This is a genomic window from Mucilaginibacter sp. SMC90 (genome assembly GCF_022811725.1).
GTDB lineage: Bacteria > Bacteroidota > Bacteroidia > Sphingobacteriales > Sphingobacteriaceae > Mucilaginibacter.
This window is the reverse complement of record NZ_CP094527.1, coordinates 4,600,455-4,619,185: the sequence shown is the minus strand read 5'-3', so window position 1 is coordinate 4,619,185 and position 18,731 is coordinate 4,600,455. Positions and strand designations below refer to the sequence as shown.

13 protein-coding genes and 2 riboswitches are annotated in these 18,731 nt (G+C 43.2%); of the genes, 4 read left to right on the top strand and 9 right to left on the bottom strand.

Annotated elements, in window-relative coordinates:
* Positions 1-5 precede the first annotated feature (5 nt).
* The gene (locus tag MTO98_RS19510) at positions 6-878 is read right to left on the bottom strand and encodes an alpha/beta hydrolase (protein ID WP_243480625.1); all 873 of its coding nucleotides are present in this window, start codon (positions 876-878) and stop codon (positions 6-8) included.
* Positions 879-1,158: 280 nt separating this feature from the next.
* Between MTO98_RS19510 and MTO98_RS19505 the strand changes: the two genes are divergently transcribed.
* Entirely contained in the window at positions 1,159-4,440 is a 3,282-nt protein-coding gene (locus tag MTO98_RS19505; protein WP_243480623.1) for a glycosyl hydrolase, read from the top strand.
* 285 nt (positions 4,441-4,725) lie between these two features.
* Here MTO98_RS19505 and MTO98_RS19500 read toward each other — a convergent pair whose 3' ends face one another.
* The 8 genes from MTO98_RS19500 to MTO98_RS19465 all read right to left on the bottom strand — a co-directional run bounded on the left by MTO98_RS19500 (position 4,726) and on the right by MTO98_RS19465 (position 13,818).
* Positions 4,726-5,535 (bottom strand): AraC family transcriptional regulator, encoded by an 810-nt coding sequence (locus MTO98_RS19500; RefSeq protein WP_243480622.1) that lies wholly within the window; start codon positions 5,533-5,535, stop codon positions 4,726-4,728.
* A 10-nt stretch (positions 5,536-5,545) separates the two neighbouring features.
* Positions 5,546-6,202, bottom strand: coding sequence for an SDR family oxidoreductase (locus tag MTO98_RS19495; RefSeq protein ID WP_243480617.1), 657 nt, complete (start codon positions 6,200-6,202; stop codon positions 5,546-5,548).
* Positions 6,203-6,213: 11 nt separating this feature from the next.
* A complete protein-coding gene (locus MTO98_RS19490) occupies positions 6,214-7,305 on the bottom strand; it encodes an aldo/keto reductase (protein WP_243480616.1) in 1,092 nt (363 codons plus the stop codon).
* Between the two features lie 99 nt (positions 7,306-7,404).
* A complete protein-coding gene (locus MTO98_RS19485) occupies positions 7,405-8,448 on the bottom strand; it encodes an aldehyde reductase (RefSeq protein ID WP_243480615.1) in 1,044 nt (347 codons plus the stop codon).
* 421 nt (positions 8,449-8,869) lie between these two features.
* Complete coding sequence (locus MTO98_RS19480) at positions 8,870-10,150, bottom strand: cation:proton antiporter (protein WP_243480614.1); 1,281 nt, start codon at positions 10,148-10,150, stop codon at positions 8,870-8,872.
* Between the two features lie 10 nt (positions 10,151-10,160).
* The gene (locus tag MTO98_RS19475; protein WP_243480613.1) at positions 10,161-10,979 is read right to left on the bottom strand and encodes a serine O-acetyltransferase; all 819 of its coding nucleotides are present in this window, start codon (positions 10,977-10,979) and stop codon (positions 10,161-10,163) included.
* 9 nt (positions 10,980-10,988) lie between these two features.
* Positions 10,989-12,914, bottom strand: a complete 1,926-nt coding sequence (locus MTO98_RS19470) for a family 2A encapsulin nanocompartment cargo protein cysteine desulfurase (protein WP_243480612.1) — start codon at positions 12,912-12,914, stop codon at positions 10,989-10,991.
* Complete coding sequence (locus tag MTO98_RS19465; protein ID WP_121228816.1) at positions 12,898-13,818, bottom strand: family 2A encapsulin nanocompartment shell protein; 921 nt, start codon at positions 13,816-13,818, stop codon at positions 12,898-12,900. The genes MTO98_RS19470 and MTO98_RS19465 overlap by 17 nt, the downstream gene beginning before the upstream one ends.
* A gap of 144 nt (positions 13,819-13,962) precedes the next feature.
* A riboswitch (SAM riboswitch) is annotated at positions 13,963-14,072 on the top strand.
* 207 nt (positions 14,073-14,279) lie between these two features.
* On the opposite strand from MTO98_RS19465, the gene MTO98_RS19460 reads away from it, so the two are divergent.
* From MTO98_RS19460 to MTO98_RS19450, 3 genes are all read left to right on the top strand, one after another.
* A complete protein-coding gene (locus MTO98_RS19460) occupies positions 14,280-14,726 on the top strand; it encodes a protein-disulfide reductase DsbD domain-containing protein (protein ID WP_243480610.1) in 447 nt (148 codons plus the stop codon).
* Between the two features lie 976 nt (positions 14,727-15,702).
* Positions 15,703-15,815, top strand: a riboswitch (SAM riboswitch).
* 220 nt (positions 15,816-16,035) lie between these two features.
* Positions 16,036-17,355, top strand: coding sequence for a peroxiredoxin (locus MTO98_RS19455; RefSeq protein ID WP_243480609.1), 1,320 nt, complete (start codon positions 16,036-16,038; stop codon positions 17,353-17,355).
* A 26-nt stretch (positions 17,356-17,381) separates the two neighbouring features.
* Positions 17,382-18,707 carry a peroxiredoxin gene (locus MTO98_RS19450; protein ID WP_243480607.1) on the top strand — a complete coding sequence of 442 codons (1,326 nt, stop codon included), beginning with the start codon at positions 17,382-17,384 and terminating at the stop codon, positions 18,705-18,707.
* Positions 18,708-18,731: the final 24 nt, after the last annotated feature.

Sequence of the window (18,731 nt, the reverse complement as noted above, 5' to 3'; positions counted from 1 at the left end):
GAAAATTAGCGTTGTTTCCACCGGTCTTTAATGATCCAGTTAATACAGTCGTCTATCCACTGCGTTTGAGCTTCCTTGTCAAATACTCCATACCCATGAGCTCCTTTGGCATAAAGAAAAAGCTGAACGGGTATATGGTGTTGTTTAAGGGCTGCGGCAAAATACAGGCTGTTGGCCACTTTTACACCTGCATCATCAATTCCATGTGTAATGTAAGTAGGCGGCGTATCATCCGTAACCTGTAACTCATTAGAAAAATAGGCGATTTTTTCAGGCGTAATATCCGGGCCTATCAGGCGCTCGCGCGAAGTTTGATGAGTTAGCGAATCGGCAAAGCTGATCACTGGGTAGATCAGGACAAGAAAATCCGGGCGAAGATTAGTTTTATGCGGGTTTTCCAGTTTAGTTACATTAAAATGTGTACCTACTGTTGAAACCAGGTGCCCGCCGGCCGAAAATCCCATTATACCCAACTGTTTCGGATCTATTTTGTATTTGCCGGCGTTCTCGCGTACATATTGAATCGCCCGTTGGGCATCCGTTAAGGGCACCCATTCTTTTGATTCCATCATATCTGTACGTGGTACACGATAGTCCAGCAGGAAGGCGGTAATACCGGCCTCTGTCAGCTTTTTACAGGCAGGGATACCTTCTACATTGTTGGCCCTGCCTACATATGAACCGCCGGAACAAACTATCACTGCCTTGCCTCCGGGTAAAGGCTTTTCAGGTAAGTATACCGTTAGTTTCGGTAACTCAGCATTAGCTTTTGCAAACGGAACATGGCCTTCGGGATAGAGCGGAACCGTTTCCTGCGCCTGTATTAAACAAGGTATTATTATCAGTGCAATTGCCGTGAGCAGCGTTTTTATTTTCATATGTGAGATTGATGATTTTTTCTTTGGTGTTGTATGATAGGGTTGAGGTAAACTTAATGAATGTTAAGCGCAATATTGTTATATAGAAGCGCTTATGTAGGTATCAAAAATATAGTTGTTTTTTTGAATTGTTAAAGATCAGTTGACCGCAAGGTTACCGAATCCTGAAATTGGCAGTGATGTAACTGTTTCATAATAAAAAAGAAATATACCTTCTTTACTTATATTTTAGTAACAACATTTATAACCGATTCATTCATTGATAAAAAGAATGACAAGTATGTACCACAAAAAACAATCCTGCAAATTTTTCCTGGCTGTATCCTTAGCACTTTTGGTTAACGTTTTACCGCTGACAGCACAAGTAACACCTTTTGCGCCATCGGGTAAGCAGCTTAACGAGGCTTTTGGCGCTCAGGACAAAACAGCTTTTATGACACCGGCAAAAGTTTATTATCCTGAAACCTGGTTCCATTTTATCGGGGGCAATGTTGCAAAAAATGGAATTACTGCCGATCTGGAAGCAATTGCAGGCGCAGGCACTTCCGGTGTGACGCTTTTTCATGGCCAGTTTGGCGGAAAATGGCCGGGTGTCGATCCGCAGATCACCTGCCTTAGCCCGCTTTGGGAAGATGCTGTAAAACATACTGCTACAGAAGCCAGGCGTTTAGGGTTAAAATTTATGATGGAGAATTGCCCGGGCTGGGCAATGTCTGGTGGCCCATGGATCAAGCCGGAAAATGCCATGCGTGAATTGGTTTGGTCGCGTAAAGATGTTAAGGGTGGTAGGATCAAGGTGCAGCTTGCAATGCCGCAACCATCTGCAGAGCCCTGGCGTGATTATAAGGATGTTGCCGTGCTGGCTTTTCCCAGGCCATTGGGCGATGAAGGAGATTCATTAAAATTGATTGCTGTAAAAAGTAATGGAAATAGCGCCCTGGAAGATATGTTGTTAAACAGATCTCAAAAAGCAGTTAATCTTGAACCGGCGACAACCGATAAACCAAACTCATTTGAAATAACTTTTGCTAAGGATGTAATTATCCGCACAATACAATTGCCAAGCGTTAACAGCTTAAATACTACCTGGGCATACGAGCCCAATATCGGTATAAAAATGCAAGCTATATTGCCGGATGGGAAAGCAATAGAAATACTTAATAAGAAACTGCCTCAGAGCAATTTTCAGGATGATATGCCTCTTTCTTTGGCTTGTTCAAAAGATGTAAAAGCGACGAAGTTTAATGTCACCATCATTAATAAATACACAATGAGGATGGCTTTCGTTAAATTTTTATCGGCTGCCAAAGAAGATAACTGGGAAACGAAGGCAGCCTGGGTTTTACGATCAGTTGGCTCAACGGATGGGAAATACAGTCAAAATAAGAAAGCCTACATTGATCCGGCACAGGTACGCGACATCAGCAATTTTGTAAACACTAAAGGCGAATTAAATTGGACCGCCCCGCCGGGTAACTGGACAATCATGCGCATAGGACACGTTAACTCGGGAAAGAAGAATGGCCCGGCCCCACCCGAAGGTACAGGCTGGGAATGCGATAAACTATCGGCCAATGGTGCTGATGCACAGTTCGCCGGTTATATCGGGCATCTTTCTGGCGGTGATGGCCCTTTGAAAAATGGTTTACTAACCGGCATGTTAATGGATAGCTGGGAATGTGGTTCGCAAACCTGGACCAGTAACATGGAGGCGGAGTTTGAGCAAAGAACCAAGTATCCGCTTCGTAAATGGCTGCCTGCTTTAATGGGCTATGTTTTAACAGATCAAGAAACCACTTTTAGCTTTTTGCGCGATTGGAAAGGCGTAATCAATGATTTGTTCACCAATAATTTTTATGGCCGCATGGCTACATTGGCAAAGCAAAACAATCTCTCTATCTCCTACGAAACATCAGCCGGCGATGTATTTCCGGGTGATTTGTTAGAGTACTACAAATTTGCCGATGTGCCGATGTGCGAATTCTGGCAGCCCATGACCCCGGGTTTTGTTGGCTCATTAAACTTTAAGCCTATAAAACCCTGTGCATCCGCAGCCCGGCTTTATGGTAAGTTGCGTGTTGCTGCCGAGGCATTTACATCGTTTGATTTAACTTACGATGAGCAATGGCAAATGCTTAAAGAAATTGCCAATGTAAACATGGCCGAAGGGGTGACACACCTCGTGTATCATACATACACACATAATCCGCGAACTGATTTCCTGCCACCGGGCACATCGTTCGGGGCACATATCGGTACACCATTTCTCCGCGGTGAAACCTGGTGGAAACACATGCCCTACCTGAATGCTTATTTTGCAAGGTGCAGCTATTTGCTTGAACGTGGTAAGCCTATATCGGATGTATTATGGTATTTGGGCGATGAAATAGATCATAAGCCCGATCAAAATGCACCTTTTCCAGCGGGTTTTAAATATGATTACTGCAATCCGGATATTCTGTTAAATCGTCTTAGTGTTACCAACGGTATGATCACAACGCCCGAGGGGATCACTCATAAGGTACTCTGGCTACCGCAAACCACCCACATGCTCCCGCAGACGTTGAAAAAGTTAAATTCGCTGATCCGTGCCGGAGCTATTGTAATAGGCAATGCACCCAAGCAACCGGGAACATTGGTTGGCGGTAAAGATGCGCAGCTTCAATTTAACACAATGGTGAAAAATATCTGGGGCGATGGTACAGTAAAAGGCCTGCGCCATGTTGGTAAAGGGATTGTGATCTCGGGCACATCCTTATCATCAGCATTAAATGAGCTTAAAATGGCACCGGATGTAAGCGGAGACACTACGATGTGGGTACATCGTAAAATTGAAGGTGCCGACTGGTATTTTGTTGCGGCCCCAAAAGGCAAAGCATTCAAAGGTACAGTAAGCTTCAGAACTACCGGAAACGCTGAAATATGGGATCCGGTTAATGGTTCGATCAAGGCGATAGCTGCTCAGAAAAATGGCCACCGGACATCCGTCAACTTAGATTTGCCGCAAGCTGGTTCATGCTTTGTAGTGTTTCGGCATGATAACAACATCGAAAAAGTACCAGCTACTACATTAGCTTCAACCCAGGCTATCGGCAATAACTGGACACTGGAGTTTCCTGATGGCTGGGGAGCACCTCAATCAGTGCAGCTGAGCGAATTGAAGCCATGGAAGGATATTGATATGCCTGCAGAAGGAAAATCATTTTCGGGCACCGTTGCTTATACAACAACGTTTGAAGCAGGTAAAGCAGATACCTCAAATAATTACATTCTTAACCTGGGGAATGTTGCCATGATCGCAAAAGTTATTGTAAACGGAAAAGACGCAGGAACAGTATGGGCCGCACCGTACCAACTGGATATCACTAAGGTTTTGGTGCCGGGGAAGAACACGCTTAAGGTGGAAGTAACCAGCACGTGGTTCAATCGCCTTGTTTATGATGCCGGACAACCTGAAGACAAGCGGAAAACATGGACGATAGAGGGCCCATCCAAAGATAATGCATTGAGAGTAAGTGGCTTGTTAGGGCCGGTAACTCTGCTCACAGAAAAAGTGAATTAGCCTTTAGGCCTGTTATTATAGAAACGAACGGCTTATCCTAATGCTGAAACTGAGGGTTAAAGAATCAAAGCAGCATAATTGTCATAAGGACAAAGCATCGCATTTTAAACAACCACCTGCAAAATTACTTGATTTGCAGGTGGTTGTTTAAGTTCTGCCAGGAAGGGCGGGAGTTTATTTGTTGTGTTTTTTAGTTTTTTTAAACAATTAAAGGCCATTTTTAATTTTCAATCGTTTTATATAAACTAAGTTGCTAACGGGGCTTCTTATAGTTTTGAAGGTATATTAAGATGCAGGGTTAGCTGTTGGATTATATCCAAACTGCTTTTTAAATGCAAAGGAAAAGTGCGATAAGTTCTCAAACCCTATATCAAAATAAACTTCAGATGGTTTTCTTTTTTGTTCAAAAATCAGGTAATGGGCCAATTCCAAACGTTTTTTGGTAAGCCACTTTTCGGGGGTGTTATTAAAAGCTTTTTTAAAATCCCGTTTAAAGGTAGTAAGGCTTCTGCCTGTGAGGTATCCAAATTTGGCAGCGCTAAGGTTAAACATATAATTCCTTTCCATAAAATCTACCAGGTCTATTTTTCCGGGTTCATCAAGCTGCCCAAGTAAATGATCAGCATTTTTATCAATGGCACGTACTATCCTGATGGCTTCTTCTATTTTAAATGCTGCCAGATCAGCCGGTAAAGCATCCGCCAGCTTAAAATATGGAGTGAGCGAATTAAAAAGACTTTCCAGTAAAGGATGATCATCAAACGTTATCAACCCCGGGTTTTTATCGGCCTGCAGGGAGATTGGGTTAGCAGTATAATATTGGCGTAATATCTCCGGCCTGAAAACAATGGATATTGCTATGCAAGGCTTTCCGTCAAGCGGTAATTTACTCATCCTGCCCAGTTGGTTACGGGGGAAAAGTATGGTATCCCCGGCGTAAAAATTATAGCGTTTGTCGGCACCTGCAACTCTTACTTCTCCCGATATTACTCTTACAAGCGCTGGTTGGGGCAATACCAGCTCACGGCTATAATGCGCTTCTTTTTTACAGGATATAAATATTTCCGGTACACTGGTAGCGGTTAATGTTTCCATATTGATAAAATTAATGAAAGTTATCCTGATAATGACGGATTGCGATATTGTTCATTAGTTTGTTATCCGAGCCATTTTTCGCCACACTGATGAGGCAGGCCGCCAGTGTGGCTACGTCAATGCTGAAGGCATCTGAAAACAGATCTAAAATATTTGTGACATACCTGGCAATAGTTGGTATGAGCGGCCTTTTGTATTTACTATCCGCGGGCTTGATGAATGCGGGCCTGAATAGAAAAATATTACTGCCCAATAAAGCTAAAGCTTTTTCTGTTCGCCCTTTGATCCGCCCCTGTAAAGAAATGCCTTTTTCTTCCTGGCTGGCCGAAGCCCCGCTTACGAAACAGAAACGCAATTGCGGGTTTAACTTCAGCATGGTTTTAGCTGCGTACAGCGCATATTCATAAGTGATTTTGATATATTCCTCTTTAGTTACCGCCCCTTGCGGAACACCCAGGCACCAGATACAAGCATCAGCTTTGGTATGTTGTGCTATTTCAGCATAATCCAAAAAGTCTTTCAGCACAAACTCCTGTAATTTAGGATTGATGATACCTGTTGATTTGCGAACCAGCAAAATAACTTCGCTAACCTGTGTATCAACTAATAATTGCTTTAACACTTCCTGGCCTAAAAAGCCGGTTGCGCCTGTAAGGATAATTTTCATGACGGTCTTTTTTAATATTTTCCTTGTACCATATCAACAGTGAGTGGTAGTATAGGCGGTTTAAAACCATTAATTTCAATGCCTCCGTGATGAAACATTTGCGAGTAGGGCCTATAAGCAGTAACAAAAGTTGGTGGTGGCGTAGATAACCCGTTTAAAGCCGTAATTTCTGTTTCGCTCAGGGTAATACCGGCAGCTAAACAGTTGGCCTCTAACTGATCATTATTACGTGCCCCGATAATGGTTGATGCAACGCCGGGACGGCTCATTACCCAGGCCAACGCAATATTGGCCTCATTGGTATTGTGTGTTTCGGCAATTTGTGCTAACTGATGTAATATAGTCAGTTCCTTGTCTCCCAAATTAGCTGCCCTGCCATTAGTGTCCATTCTGCTACCTGCAACCTTGCCTTTATTTTCCTTGCTGTATTTTCCGGATAAAATGCCACCTTTTAACGGCGACCATGCCGCTATGCCTAATCCAAGTTCTGATCCCATGGCAACCAGCTCATCCTCAATGGTTCTCTCTAACAGCGAGTATTCAACCTGTAATCCTACAAACGGAGCCCAGTCTTTAAGTATAGCCATGGTTTGCGCCTGCGCAATTTTCCATGCGGGGGCATAGCTAATACCAATATATCTTACTTTTCCGCTGTTAACTAAATTGTTTAACGTGCGCATGGTTTCTTCCATTGGCGTGTTCCAGTCCCATTGATGAATCCATAAAAGGTCAATATAATCGGTTTGCAAGCGCCGTAACGATTGGTTTACGCTGTCCAGTATCGCTTTGGCACCGCTACCTCCGCCATTGGGGTTTCCCGTAAAGGTATTGCCTCCAAACTTAGTGCCGATAACCATACCTGTACGTACAGACGAGTGTTTGCCTGCAACATCGCCAATGATCTTTTCCGAATGCCCGTTGGTATAAATGTTAGCAGTGTCGATGAAATTGCCGCCAAGTTCTATAAAGCGTTTTATGATATTTTCAGACTCCCGGACAGTAGCACCCCATTTCCAATCATCACCCAGGGTCATTCCGCCCAAACAAAGCGGACTCACCCGTAACCCTGATTTTCCGATAGTTCTATATGATGTTAAAGCCATAATAGCGTTTAATGAGTTTATATAATGATTGATTTGTTAGTTTCTGTTACACCGCTGTGCCTTAATTAACACGGGTGCTGTAACAGTTTGTGGTAATATTTACTTGATGATCTTTAACCGGATCAGGCTTTCGGCTGTAGCTACTATGGCTTCTTCGGTTGAGCGCGGCGACCATCCCAACATGTTCACGGCCTTTTCATTAGTGGTATTCATTACTTTGCCTAAAAACGGAACAACAGCTTTGGCAGTAGGGTTAGTTAATGCGGCAATCCGTACCAGGGTATTCGGCAGTTCTTTGACATTTACTTTTTCTGCCAATACTCCCATATTTCGTTTCAGTATCCTGGCTACTTCAACCATCCAGATACTTTCGCCTGCGGTGGCGATAAAGCGCTGCCCTTTAGCAGCCGGATCGGTCATAGCTCGTAAATGAAGATCGGTCACATCCCGCACATCTACATAGGATGAATTGACTTTTGGGCAGCCGGGCATTTTTCCTTCCATTATATTTTGAAGAAAATGGATTGAATGCGAATAATCTGCGCTTAGTACAGGGCCCAAAACACCCACAGGGTTTATCACCGAAAGTTCTAAGTCGCCGCCTTCTTTTTCAATGAACTCCCATGCAGCGCGTTCGGCCAAAGTTTTTGATTTTTGATAAGCGGGCACGTCGCCGGTGGTAATAGTCCAGTCGTTTTCTGTAAAAGGTTTAGTTTGAGGCTTATGTCCGTAAACTATCGCACCAACGGCGGATGTAAGTACCACACGTTTTACACCGGCGTCACGGGCGGCGCGCAGAACACGTAGTACGCCTTCGCGGGCCGGTATGATCATTTCATCTTCGTGTTTATAATCATTTATAGGGGTTGGTGATGCTACGTGTATAACATAAGTACAACCGCTAACAGCTTCGTTCCAGTTTGAGTCCGACCCTAAATCCGCATTTATAAATGATAAGCGATCTCCCGCCTCAACTCCGCCTTCTTTTAACATATCACGAACTTCGGGTTCGCGGGTAAGCGACCTTACAGTGGCCTTTACCTGGTAACCATTGTTGAGTAACTGTAGTATACAATGTGTTGCTATAAATCCCGAACCTCCGGTTACAAGCACTGTTTTGTTGCTATTTGAATTTGTTGTCATCTGATTAATAATTTTATATAACAAAGATCAATGTAATGACAATCGTGCGGTTTGTTTAAAGGTCCGAATATGCTTTGTTTAAAGGGGCGGCTTGCTAAGCAGGTTAGGGGTTTTGTTAGGGAATAAATTCAAATTTGAAGAAAAGCAGAACAAGCAGGAGCAGCAACAGTACCCCGCTGGGAACTTTACGACCTTGATATAGGTCCGCCGGAAGGAAATGATATTATATCGGCGCAAGCCAAGCTAACAGCCTGTTTCAATAAGACTGTTAAAATAGTATAGTCAGTCGCATATATATATGAATGGGGGCTCCAAAATTCAAACCTGGCGATTGAGCTCAGGCATTCAATACTATTGGTTTAAACAAAAATATATAAGCATATCCGGGGCTGTTGCAAATCGCCCCGGATATGTTTTGCCGTTAAGAAAAGTCGCTCACTGCAACAGGTTTGCTTTCTGTCTGCAGCTTTTGTTCTTTCAAAAAATAGTGTTTCATAATAGGACCGGATATGATCATGGTTGCAACTGTCATTACTACTAATCCTTCAAATACCGGCCCGCTGATGATCTTGGCCTGTAAAGCGAGCAATCCTAAAACTATTTCCTGAGATCCCCTCGCATTCATCCCGAAAGCTACTGCTATTGATTCATTTTTGCTCATGCCGCTCATTGCGCTTCCAATTCCGGCTCCTATCAATTTGGCAAGGCAGGCAATAATCAGGATGATCACTACAACTTCGAGATTGAAATTGGCAATAAAATTCAGCCTTAAACCCACTGAAGCAAAAAACAGCGGGGCTAAAACGTTAATCGTAAACTGGTGTAAAACGTGTTTGTGCTTTTCACTAAAATATGGAGAATCATTGATGCCAATACCCACGAGGAAAGCACCGAATATGCCGCGTACGCCAAGACCTTCGGTAATGCACGCGCTGATAAGGCAAAGACAGACAGCCATGGTGAGTACCCTGCCTGGTTTTTCGCCCTTTCCGGCTAAAGCCAGTAGTTTGTGAATCAGCCAGCGCCCGCCTGTTAACATGAAAATAGCATAAAGTACAACTACACTTACGGCCCAAAAAGATGCGTCGCCTTTCCCAACGTTCATCAGCTGGATAATAACGGAGAACAGGATCCAGCCCAGAAAATCATCAACCATGGCCGATGTTAATACGATATTGCCTATGCGGGTATTCAGTATATCAAGGTCGAGTAATATCTTGGTGATTACCGACAGGGCAGTAATGGAAAGCGCTGTGCCGAAAAATAAAGAGGTAACCAGTTGGTTGTTAAATCCGTTGGCGAAGTGACTTTGATACAGGAACCACACCGCACCAAAACCGATAGCGAATGGGAACAGGATACCGGTAAGACTGATACTGATAGCTTGCTTGCCGTTTTGCCTGATCTGCTTCAGATCTACCTCAAAGCCAGCAATGAACATCAGTAAAATGATGCCTATGTTGGCTATACCGTCAAAGGCCTGAAACGCATGAGGTGTTGAGATAAATACATCATTAAAAATACCGGGGGTCAATGTACCTACTACGGTAGGCCCAACAATGATGCCTGCGAAGATCTCACCGATAATAGCAGGCAATTTGTACCTGCGGCATAGTTCGCCCAATAATCTTGCAGGTATCAGGATGATGAGCAGGATAAGCAGGAAATGTATTATCTCTGATGAGCTTAGTTTAGAAACCATGTTGAAAAAATTACTGCAGGTTTTCCTTTACCTCAATTCTTAATTGATGAGTATTAAAAACGTGCGAAAATGGCTGAACACTTTTTGTTAAAAACACACTGCCACCAATTACACTATGGTGACCTATAACCGTGCGACCGCCTAAAATGGTGCTGCGTGCATAAATTACTACGTTGTCCTCAACCGTTGGGTGCCGTTTGGTTTCGGATAATTCTTTGCTCACCTGGGCTGCGCCCAAGGTAACCCCCTGATATATGGTGACATATTTGCCAATGATGCTGGTTGCACCAATCACGATACCAGTACCATGATCAATGCAGAAAGGCACACCGATCTCGGCTTTGGGATGGATATCCACACCTGTTTGGCCATGTGCGTGTTCGGATAGTATCCGGGGCAAAATAGGTATAGACAACCGGGTAAGCTGATGCGCTATGCGGTAAACGGCAATGGCATAAAAACCGGGGTATGAAACAATAACCTCGTGTACGCTGGTGGCCGCCGGATCCTTTTCATAAATCATGGATGCATCCTTACGCAGGCGGTCGTAAATTTCGTTCAACGAATCATAAAATGCAGCCACCGCATTTTCAATGTCGATATCTTTGGGATCAAGATAGCTTAACAGGATGTTCTCCAGGTCTATCTGGTTCTTTTTAAGGTGACCGCCGTATATCGATAGTTTGTTTGCATGGTTGTTCGGGAACAGAAATTCAAACAGATCAGACAGCCAGCCAACGCACTGTCTGATCTTTGGAGTAGCTTCCCATTCGGCTTTATGGGTTTCATAAAGCAACTGTATAAAACTATCAAGCTTATCGTCTTTCATTGTGGTGGTTTATCGTTTAAGACTGTGAAGCGTATTTACCAGTAAATCAATTTCGGCACAGGTATTATAGAATGCTAATGAAGGCCTCACCGTAGCTTCAACACCAAAGCGGCGCAGAATAGGCTGGGCACAATGGTGCCCCGAACGTACCGCGATACCTTGTTGATTTAATGCTGCGCCAACCTCTTCGGTTTTATAACCATCCAGCACAAATGATAGAACGCTGGCCTTTTCGGGTGCGGTGCCAATCAGTCGGATCCCTTTTACTTCTTTTAGCAATTGGGTTGCGTAAACAAGCAGGTAATGCTCATATTGAGCAATAGCAGGCATACCCAGGCGGGTTACATAGTCAATAGCCGCGCCAAGGCCAACAGCATCAGCAATATTGCCTGTTCCTGCCTCAAACCTGCCGGGCGCATCATGATATTGGGTATACTCAAATGTTACATCCTTGATCATGTTGCCGCCGCCCTGCCATGGCTGGGTTTGGTTTAACAAGTCTTCTTTACCATAAAGCACACCGATGCCAGTAGGCCCGAATACCTTATGGCCTGAAAACACAAACCAATCGGCATTTAAAGCCTGTACATCAACCGGCATGTGCGATACGGACTGAGCCCCGTCAACCAATACTTTAGCTCCCGCCAAATGTGCCAGGTGAACAATTTGCGCCGCCGGTGTAACCGTACCTAATGCATTTGATACCTGGGTGAAAGAAACAAGTTTGGTTTTAGGCCCAAGCAGTTTTACATACTCATCAAGTATGATCTGCCCGTCATCATCAACCGGGATCACCTTTATTTTTAAACCTTTTTTGGCCGCCAGCTGCTGCCACGGAACGATGTTGGCATGGTGTTCCAGCTGACTTACAACAATCTCGTCGCCTGCAACCAGGTTTTGCTCGCCCCAGCTTTTGGCTACCAGGTTGATAGCTTCAGTGGCACCGCGTACAAAAATGATCTCATTTATGGAACCCGCATTCAGAAAGGTTTGCACTTTTTTGCGAGCGCCTTCATATGCATCTGTAGCCCTTGCCGCAAGTTCATGGGCAGCGCGGTGGATGTTTGAATTTTCGTGCTCGTAAAAATAAGTGATGCGGTCAATTACCTGTTTGGGCTTTTGAGTAGTAGCTGCATTGTCCAACCATACAAGCTGTTTACCATTCACCTGCTCCTGTAATATTGGGAAATCCCGCCTTACAATATTTACATCAAACGGCGGACTAACGATACCGCTGATACCAGCCTGCTTAACCTTTTCCCTGTCGGATTTTACCGATGGCAAACCATGGTTATCTGATAAAAAATAAAAAGGAATCTCGGTTGCTACGGGTGCGCCGGTAAATGGTAAAGCATTTGAAGGGCCCGATGTATTAATATTACTCAATATCTTCTTCAAGTCAGCTTCAAAACCCTGATCCTGCTGATAAGGCAAATGAAGCAGGTTTTCTGGCGCGGGTGAAAGCTGCTCAACAGGGAAGTTTTGCTTTAGAGCAACTTCGGGTATAAGATCAGTTTTTACCAGGTATGAATCATAACCAAAGCCGGGTTTCGAGGGCAATTGCGCGCCGAAAGCATTAATTGGGCTATGCTGAACAGGCTCCGAAGCGTTAGCATGTGCACTTAAATTAGGATCGGCGAAGCTGGTTTGCGGATCCTTAAGGTTGATAGCATTATGCTGGTTAATGGCCGATGGCGAAACGCCGCCGCCGCCAATTGTACTTGAAGGAATAGAAGTAGCAGGCGCATCTGCATGCTGATGCGGATTAAATGAACCTGCATCAGCTATACTGCCTGGCAACGGAAATACCTCAGGAGCCTTTTGAACCGGTAATTGATTTACAATACCGCCCGGCCCGGCTTTGAAAAACTGGTTGGCCAGTTGTTCCAGTTCCTGGAGGTTGGGCAGGTTATCCGGATTAATATTTGTACTCATAATAGTTACCTAAATCAACATCCTCTAAAACAGCTATAGCATCATCAACCAATACAGCTAATGAGCAATAAAGCGATACCAGGTATGAGGCAATAGCTTTATTATTGATGCCCATAAACCGCACAGATAAGCCCGGTGATTGTTCGCCAGGTAAGCCTGGCTGGAATAAGCCTACTACGCCCTGCCTGCTTTCGCCTGTGCGTAAAAGGATAATTTTAGATTTGTTATTGACGATAGGTAATTTATCAGATGGGATAAGTGGGATACCTCTCCAGGTAATAAACTGCGAACCAAATAAAGAAACAGTTGGCGGCGGTACGCCCCGGCGGGTACATTCACGACCAAAAGCGGCTATAGCTAAGGGATGCAGCAGGAAAAATCCAGGCTCTTTCCAAACTTTAGTAATTAGTTCATCCAGATCATCCGGGGTAGGAGGGCCAAGCCTTGTCTTAATTTTTTGCGATGGGGCTACGCTGCTCAGCAAACCATATTCAGTGTTATTGATCAGCTCACTCTCCTGGCGTTCCTTAACAATCTCAATAGTAAGGCGTAACTGCTCGCTGATCTGGTTGTAAGGTTTACTATAAAGGTCAGATACGCGGGTGTGTACATCCAGTACAGTATTTACAGCGCTCAGGTTGTACTCTCTTGGGTTTTCCTCATAATCAACATAAGTTGACGGCAATTCACGCTCATCGCGGTTGGAGCAATCCACTTCTACATTATTGGCGTCAACAACCTTGTTTAAACGGTAAACGCCCGATTCAACAGGGATCCAGTTTAATAAATGTGTTAACCAGCGAGGGGTAATGGTTGACAACTGTGGAACGGTACGGGTGGCTACAGCCAACTGCCTGGCGGCTACATCGCCAAGGGCGGTTTGTTTTGGTTTTTGATCGGGCATTAGATAATTAATAAGTGTTTTGAAAATTGATTTAGTGGTGTTTTTCAACTGTTGACACCTGCATTGCAATGATAAGAAATAAAAATATATAAAATCTATAGGAATTATAGATTTTATTGTATGTTTGCATCATCAGTTCTTTAACACTTATCCAGAAAAGACGGAGGGAAAGGCCCCATGAAGTCTTGGCAACCTGTACAATACCATATGTAAAAGGTGCTAATTCCTGCTCCTGTAAAGGAGAAAGATAAGATGCTACAGGTTTATATAAATATCTCCAAGGCTCTTTTTCTGGTAAGTTTTATTGAATAGAAAAACAAAGAAAAAGAGATGAAAGCCTGTTTATTCATGAAAATATATAAAACCTTAATCAACACCTGCTATACAGATCTGTGTTGTTGCCGCTGATTATTACAAGTTACGCGATCAAACAAAATCACATTATCAGTATATTACACCAAATGAAAAAACTAATACTTGCAGCTTTAACTTTCTTCATCAGTACAGCGTCTTATGCGCAGATCATAACGCCCGTAAAATGGGCGTACGGAACAAAAAAGATCAACAATAAGCAGGCCGTTGTTTTTATAACCGCAACTATTGATAACGGCTGGCATATTTACTCGCAGCATGTTGCTGATGGCGGCCCTGCAAAAACTTCGTTCAGGTTTGATAAAAGTGACAACTATACCTTAAACGGCAGTACAACCGAACCTAAAGCAATTAGCAAGTATGAAGGAGTTTTTGGTATGAATGTGCAGTACTTTGTGAGGTCGGTTCTGTTTCAGCAAAAAATAAAACTTAAAAATGGGCAGGCCTTAGTTAAGGGTACCCTGAGTTATATGGCATGCAATGATCACGAATGTTTGCCACCAGAGGCTGTTGATTTCAGGATTCCTATAAAATAGTACTAAGCCGAAAGTCACAGGTCAAAAGTCTGGTTTCTATTTTTAACTTAGAACTTACGACTTCAGACTAAAGACTAAGCGGAATTTATCAATGACAAAACAGCAATATAGTTTAACAGCTCATTAGCCACCAAATTGAGCTATTAAACGGAGTAAAGCGCAGAAGATAACTCTGCTTGCTTAAACCTGGTTTACACAAACAATTACCATGAAACCGAAATTGAATTTTATTACTAAAGCCCGCGTACAGAATGGTGGCATCCTTTTCTGTAATTACCATTGTTGTTAATTCGCGCAATTTATCCCGGAAATTGATCCTTAAATAAGATCGGCATCCTGGCTGTACTAAGTGCGTTGCTTTGCTATGGTGGTAAAACAGGCGTGTGCTGTACAGACCAGGATGTTGATCGTTTACAAGATAAGAAGAAGTTTGAATTGGATTAAAAACATTTTTATGTAGGGACGCATTACATGCGTCTTCGTTGGCAAATCACTATTATTATTCACGGAAATACCTAAAGTAGGAGGCACCTACGGAGCCGGGAAACTCTTTCAATACTTTCTATAAACATGTTACTCCTCCGGAGTTTTATCTCTTTTTTCTGTCTCGTCCTAAAAGAAGTTTACAGATTTTGAGATAATCCTGTTATGTATTTACAGACACTTTAAACTCCGGAGGAGTAACATGTTTATAGCTTTTTGCAATAAGATTTTTTGGCTCCGTAGGTGCCTCCTGTTTAATAGTATTAAAAGTGATTTGCCTGTATGGTTGCTACCTGGCAGTTTGCTTGTCCTGCGGGAGACGCAATTATGCGTCTCTACAAAAACAATGGCATTGAAACACCTTTTTAGGGCTTTGATGATATCCATTGGACATAATAAAAAAAATATTCTACTAAATCTATAGATTTTATTGTATTTGTAATATTTGTTACTATCTTTACAGCATTCTAATTAACCCCACCATTAATTAGTTGATTTATAAAGAATAAGGGAGAGGAAGTCTCGATGATCTTATAGCAACTTTTCATTACTTGAAATAAGTGCTAAACTTTTTTGCAGGGCGATGTGGCTTTGCAAATATAAATTAACTAAATACCATGAACACATTAAAGTATTCGTATTTCTACGTGCAACCGGCAGCCATTAAACGATGTTGTTGGGTTCAGTACACCTTCTGGTTTTAAAAGGCCGGTTCCCTGAAATTTTATTGCCTTTTATTATTGGCCTTAACCGGGCCAGACAGGATTCTTTGTGCCAAATTTTTAGCACGCTATGTATCAATTAACAACAATTAAAACTTATACAAATGAAAATTACAAACTACTTATCCAAAGCTAAACTGCTATCGGTTAGTCTTTTACTTGGTGGCGTTGCTGTAGCCTCTGCCCATGATGGCCCTAAGCCCAGGTTTATAAAAGAAGGAAAATGGCGCGGCGAATTTACAGTGAGCGAATCAAAAGTGCCGTTCAATTTCGAATTGAAAGGTAAGGATGCCGAGCACGCTATATTTACCCTCATTAACGGCTCCCGCCGCGATGATTTTCATGTCAAATCAATAGGCCAGGACTCTGTGTACATCAAAATGAATACCTACGATGCAGCTTTGGTAGCTAAAGTTGAAGATGATGGGACCCTTAGCGGAGAGTACCGGAGTTTGGTACCTGGTTTTAGGGGAAATTCGTTGCCTTTTAAAGCCGAATATGGAAAAACCTACCGCTTTGTTGAACCGGGCAAAGATGTGGCCCCAACTGCTGATCTGAGCGGTAAATGGGAGATCAAAACCTACAGTAAAGAGGCCGTCCCTGCATCTATCGCCTTATTAAAACAAAAGGGAAATAAGCTTACCGGCGTGGTAATGACCGTTGTTGGTGACACCCGCGAATTGGAAGGCACCGTACAAGGCGATGAATTTGCGCTGAGCGGTTTTACCGGCCCAAGCCCGTTCATCATTAAAGGAAAGATCAATGCTGATGGAACTATCAGTGGTGAAGAAGGTTTTGGCATCTATAAAAACCTCAAGTTCGATGCATCCAAAAAAGCCGAAGTTGAGCTTCCCGATCCATATAAATTAACTTTCCTGAAAGAGGGTTACAAAAAGCTTGATTTTTCGTTCCCCGGGATTGATGGCAAACAGGTATCGTTGAGTGATAGCAAATACAAAGGCAAAGTTGTGATCGTTGAGATCATTGGTACCTGGTGCCCTAACTGTACCGATCAAACGGTATTCCTTTCGCCATGGTTCAATAAAAACCATCAGCGTGGTGTAGAAGCTATCGCTTTAGGCTTCGAACAAAAAGATAGCCTTGAATACGCCAAATACACTTTGGGCAAGTTAAAGGATAAATATGCTATCAATTACGATATAGCGTTTGGCGGCTTGGCCGATAAAAAACTGGTATCGCAAAAACTACCTGCGCTTAACAAGTTCATCGCTTTCCCTACAACTATTATCATCGACAGAAAAGGTGACGTAAGGGAGATCTACACAGGCTATACCGGTACGGTTACCGGCAAATACCATGAAGATTATGAAAAGAAATTCAACAAGCTTTTAGACGAACTTATTGCCGAGCCTGCGCCAGAAACAGCCGCAGTTGTTGATCAGCCAGCTCACCAGGGTAAGTAACTATTAACTATCTTATAATTTATCAAATGAAAACACTCAATTTAATTACTTCATTCAAATGCCTGACAGCAGGGTTGCTGCTGGCCGGTACCGTGCATGCGGCTGACAAAAATCCACCGGTAAAATTTATCAAGGAAGGTGTGTGGCGCGGAGTATTTACCGTGGCCGAAACCAAGGTGCCCTTTAATTTTGAACTGAAAGGCAAGGACGCGGAACATGCAGTATTTACACTGCTGAACGGTACTCGTCGCGACAATTTCCATGTAAAGCAGGTAGGTAAAGATTCAGTATTTATTAAAATGAATACCTATGATGCCGCTCTGGTTGCCAAAGTGGAAGAAGATGGTACTTTAAGCGGTGAGTACCGCAGCCTGGTGCCGGGTTTCAGGGGAAATTCATTACCATTCACAGCTGAGTATGGCAAAAGCTACCGCTTTGTTGAACCCGGTAAGGATGTTGCCCCGGTAGCTAATTTAACCGGTAAATGGGAATTGAAGGTTTATTCAAAAGACCAGGTACCTAACAAGATAGCTGTACTGAAGCAAACCGGCAATAAACTTACAGGTGTTATTATGCAGGTAACCGGCGATAGCCGCGAACTGGAAGGTACCGTACAAGGCGATGAATTTGAGCTGAGTGGTTTTACTGGCCCAAGTCCAAAGATTTACAAAGGCAAGATCAACCCGGATGGTACACTGAGCGGTGAAATAGGTCAGGGTATTTATGACAATACCAAGTTTGACGCCGTAAAAGATGACAAAGCCGAACTGCCTGATCCGTACAAGCTAACCTACCTGAAAGAAGGTTATAAAAAGCTTGATTTCACGTTCCCTGACCTTACCGGTAAACCTGTTTCCTTAAGCGATGCCAAGTACAAAGGCAAAGTTACCATCATTGAAATTGTTGGTACCTGGTGCCCTAACTGTACTGATCAAACGGTATTCCTTTCGCCGTGGTTCAACAAAAACCATAACCGCGGGGTTGAGGCGATAGCTATCGGTTTTGAGCAAAAGGACAGCCTGAAGTATGCGCAGTACACGCTGGGCAAGCTGAAAGATAAATATGATATCAAATATGATATTTTATTTGGTGGCCTTGCCGATAAAAAGCTGGTATCGCAAAAGCTGCCCGCGTTAAACAAGTTTGTGGCTTTCCCAACTACCATCATTATTGATAGAAAAGGTGACGTAAGGGAGATCTACACTGGTTATACAGGCACGGTTACCGGTAAATATTACCAGGATTACGAAAAGAAGTTTAACAAACTGCTCGACGAACTGATAGCCGAACCTGCCCCGGCAACGGAAGCTAATGCTGTTGAAAGCAATAACGAAACATTAAAAGGAAAATAAACAATAAACTGAATCACGTAGCCC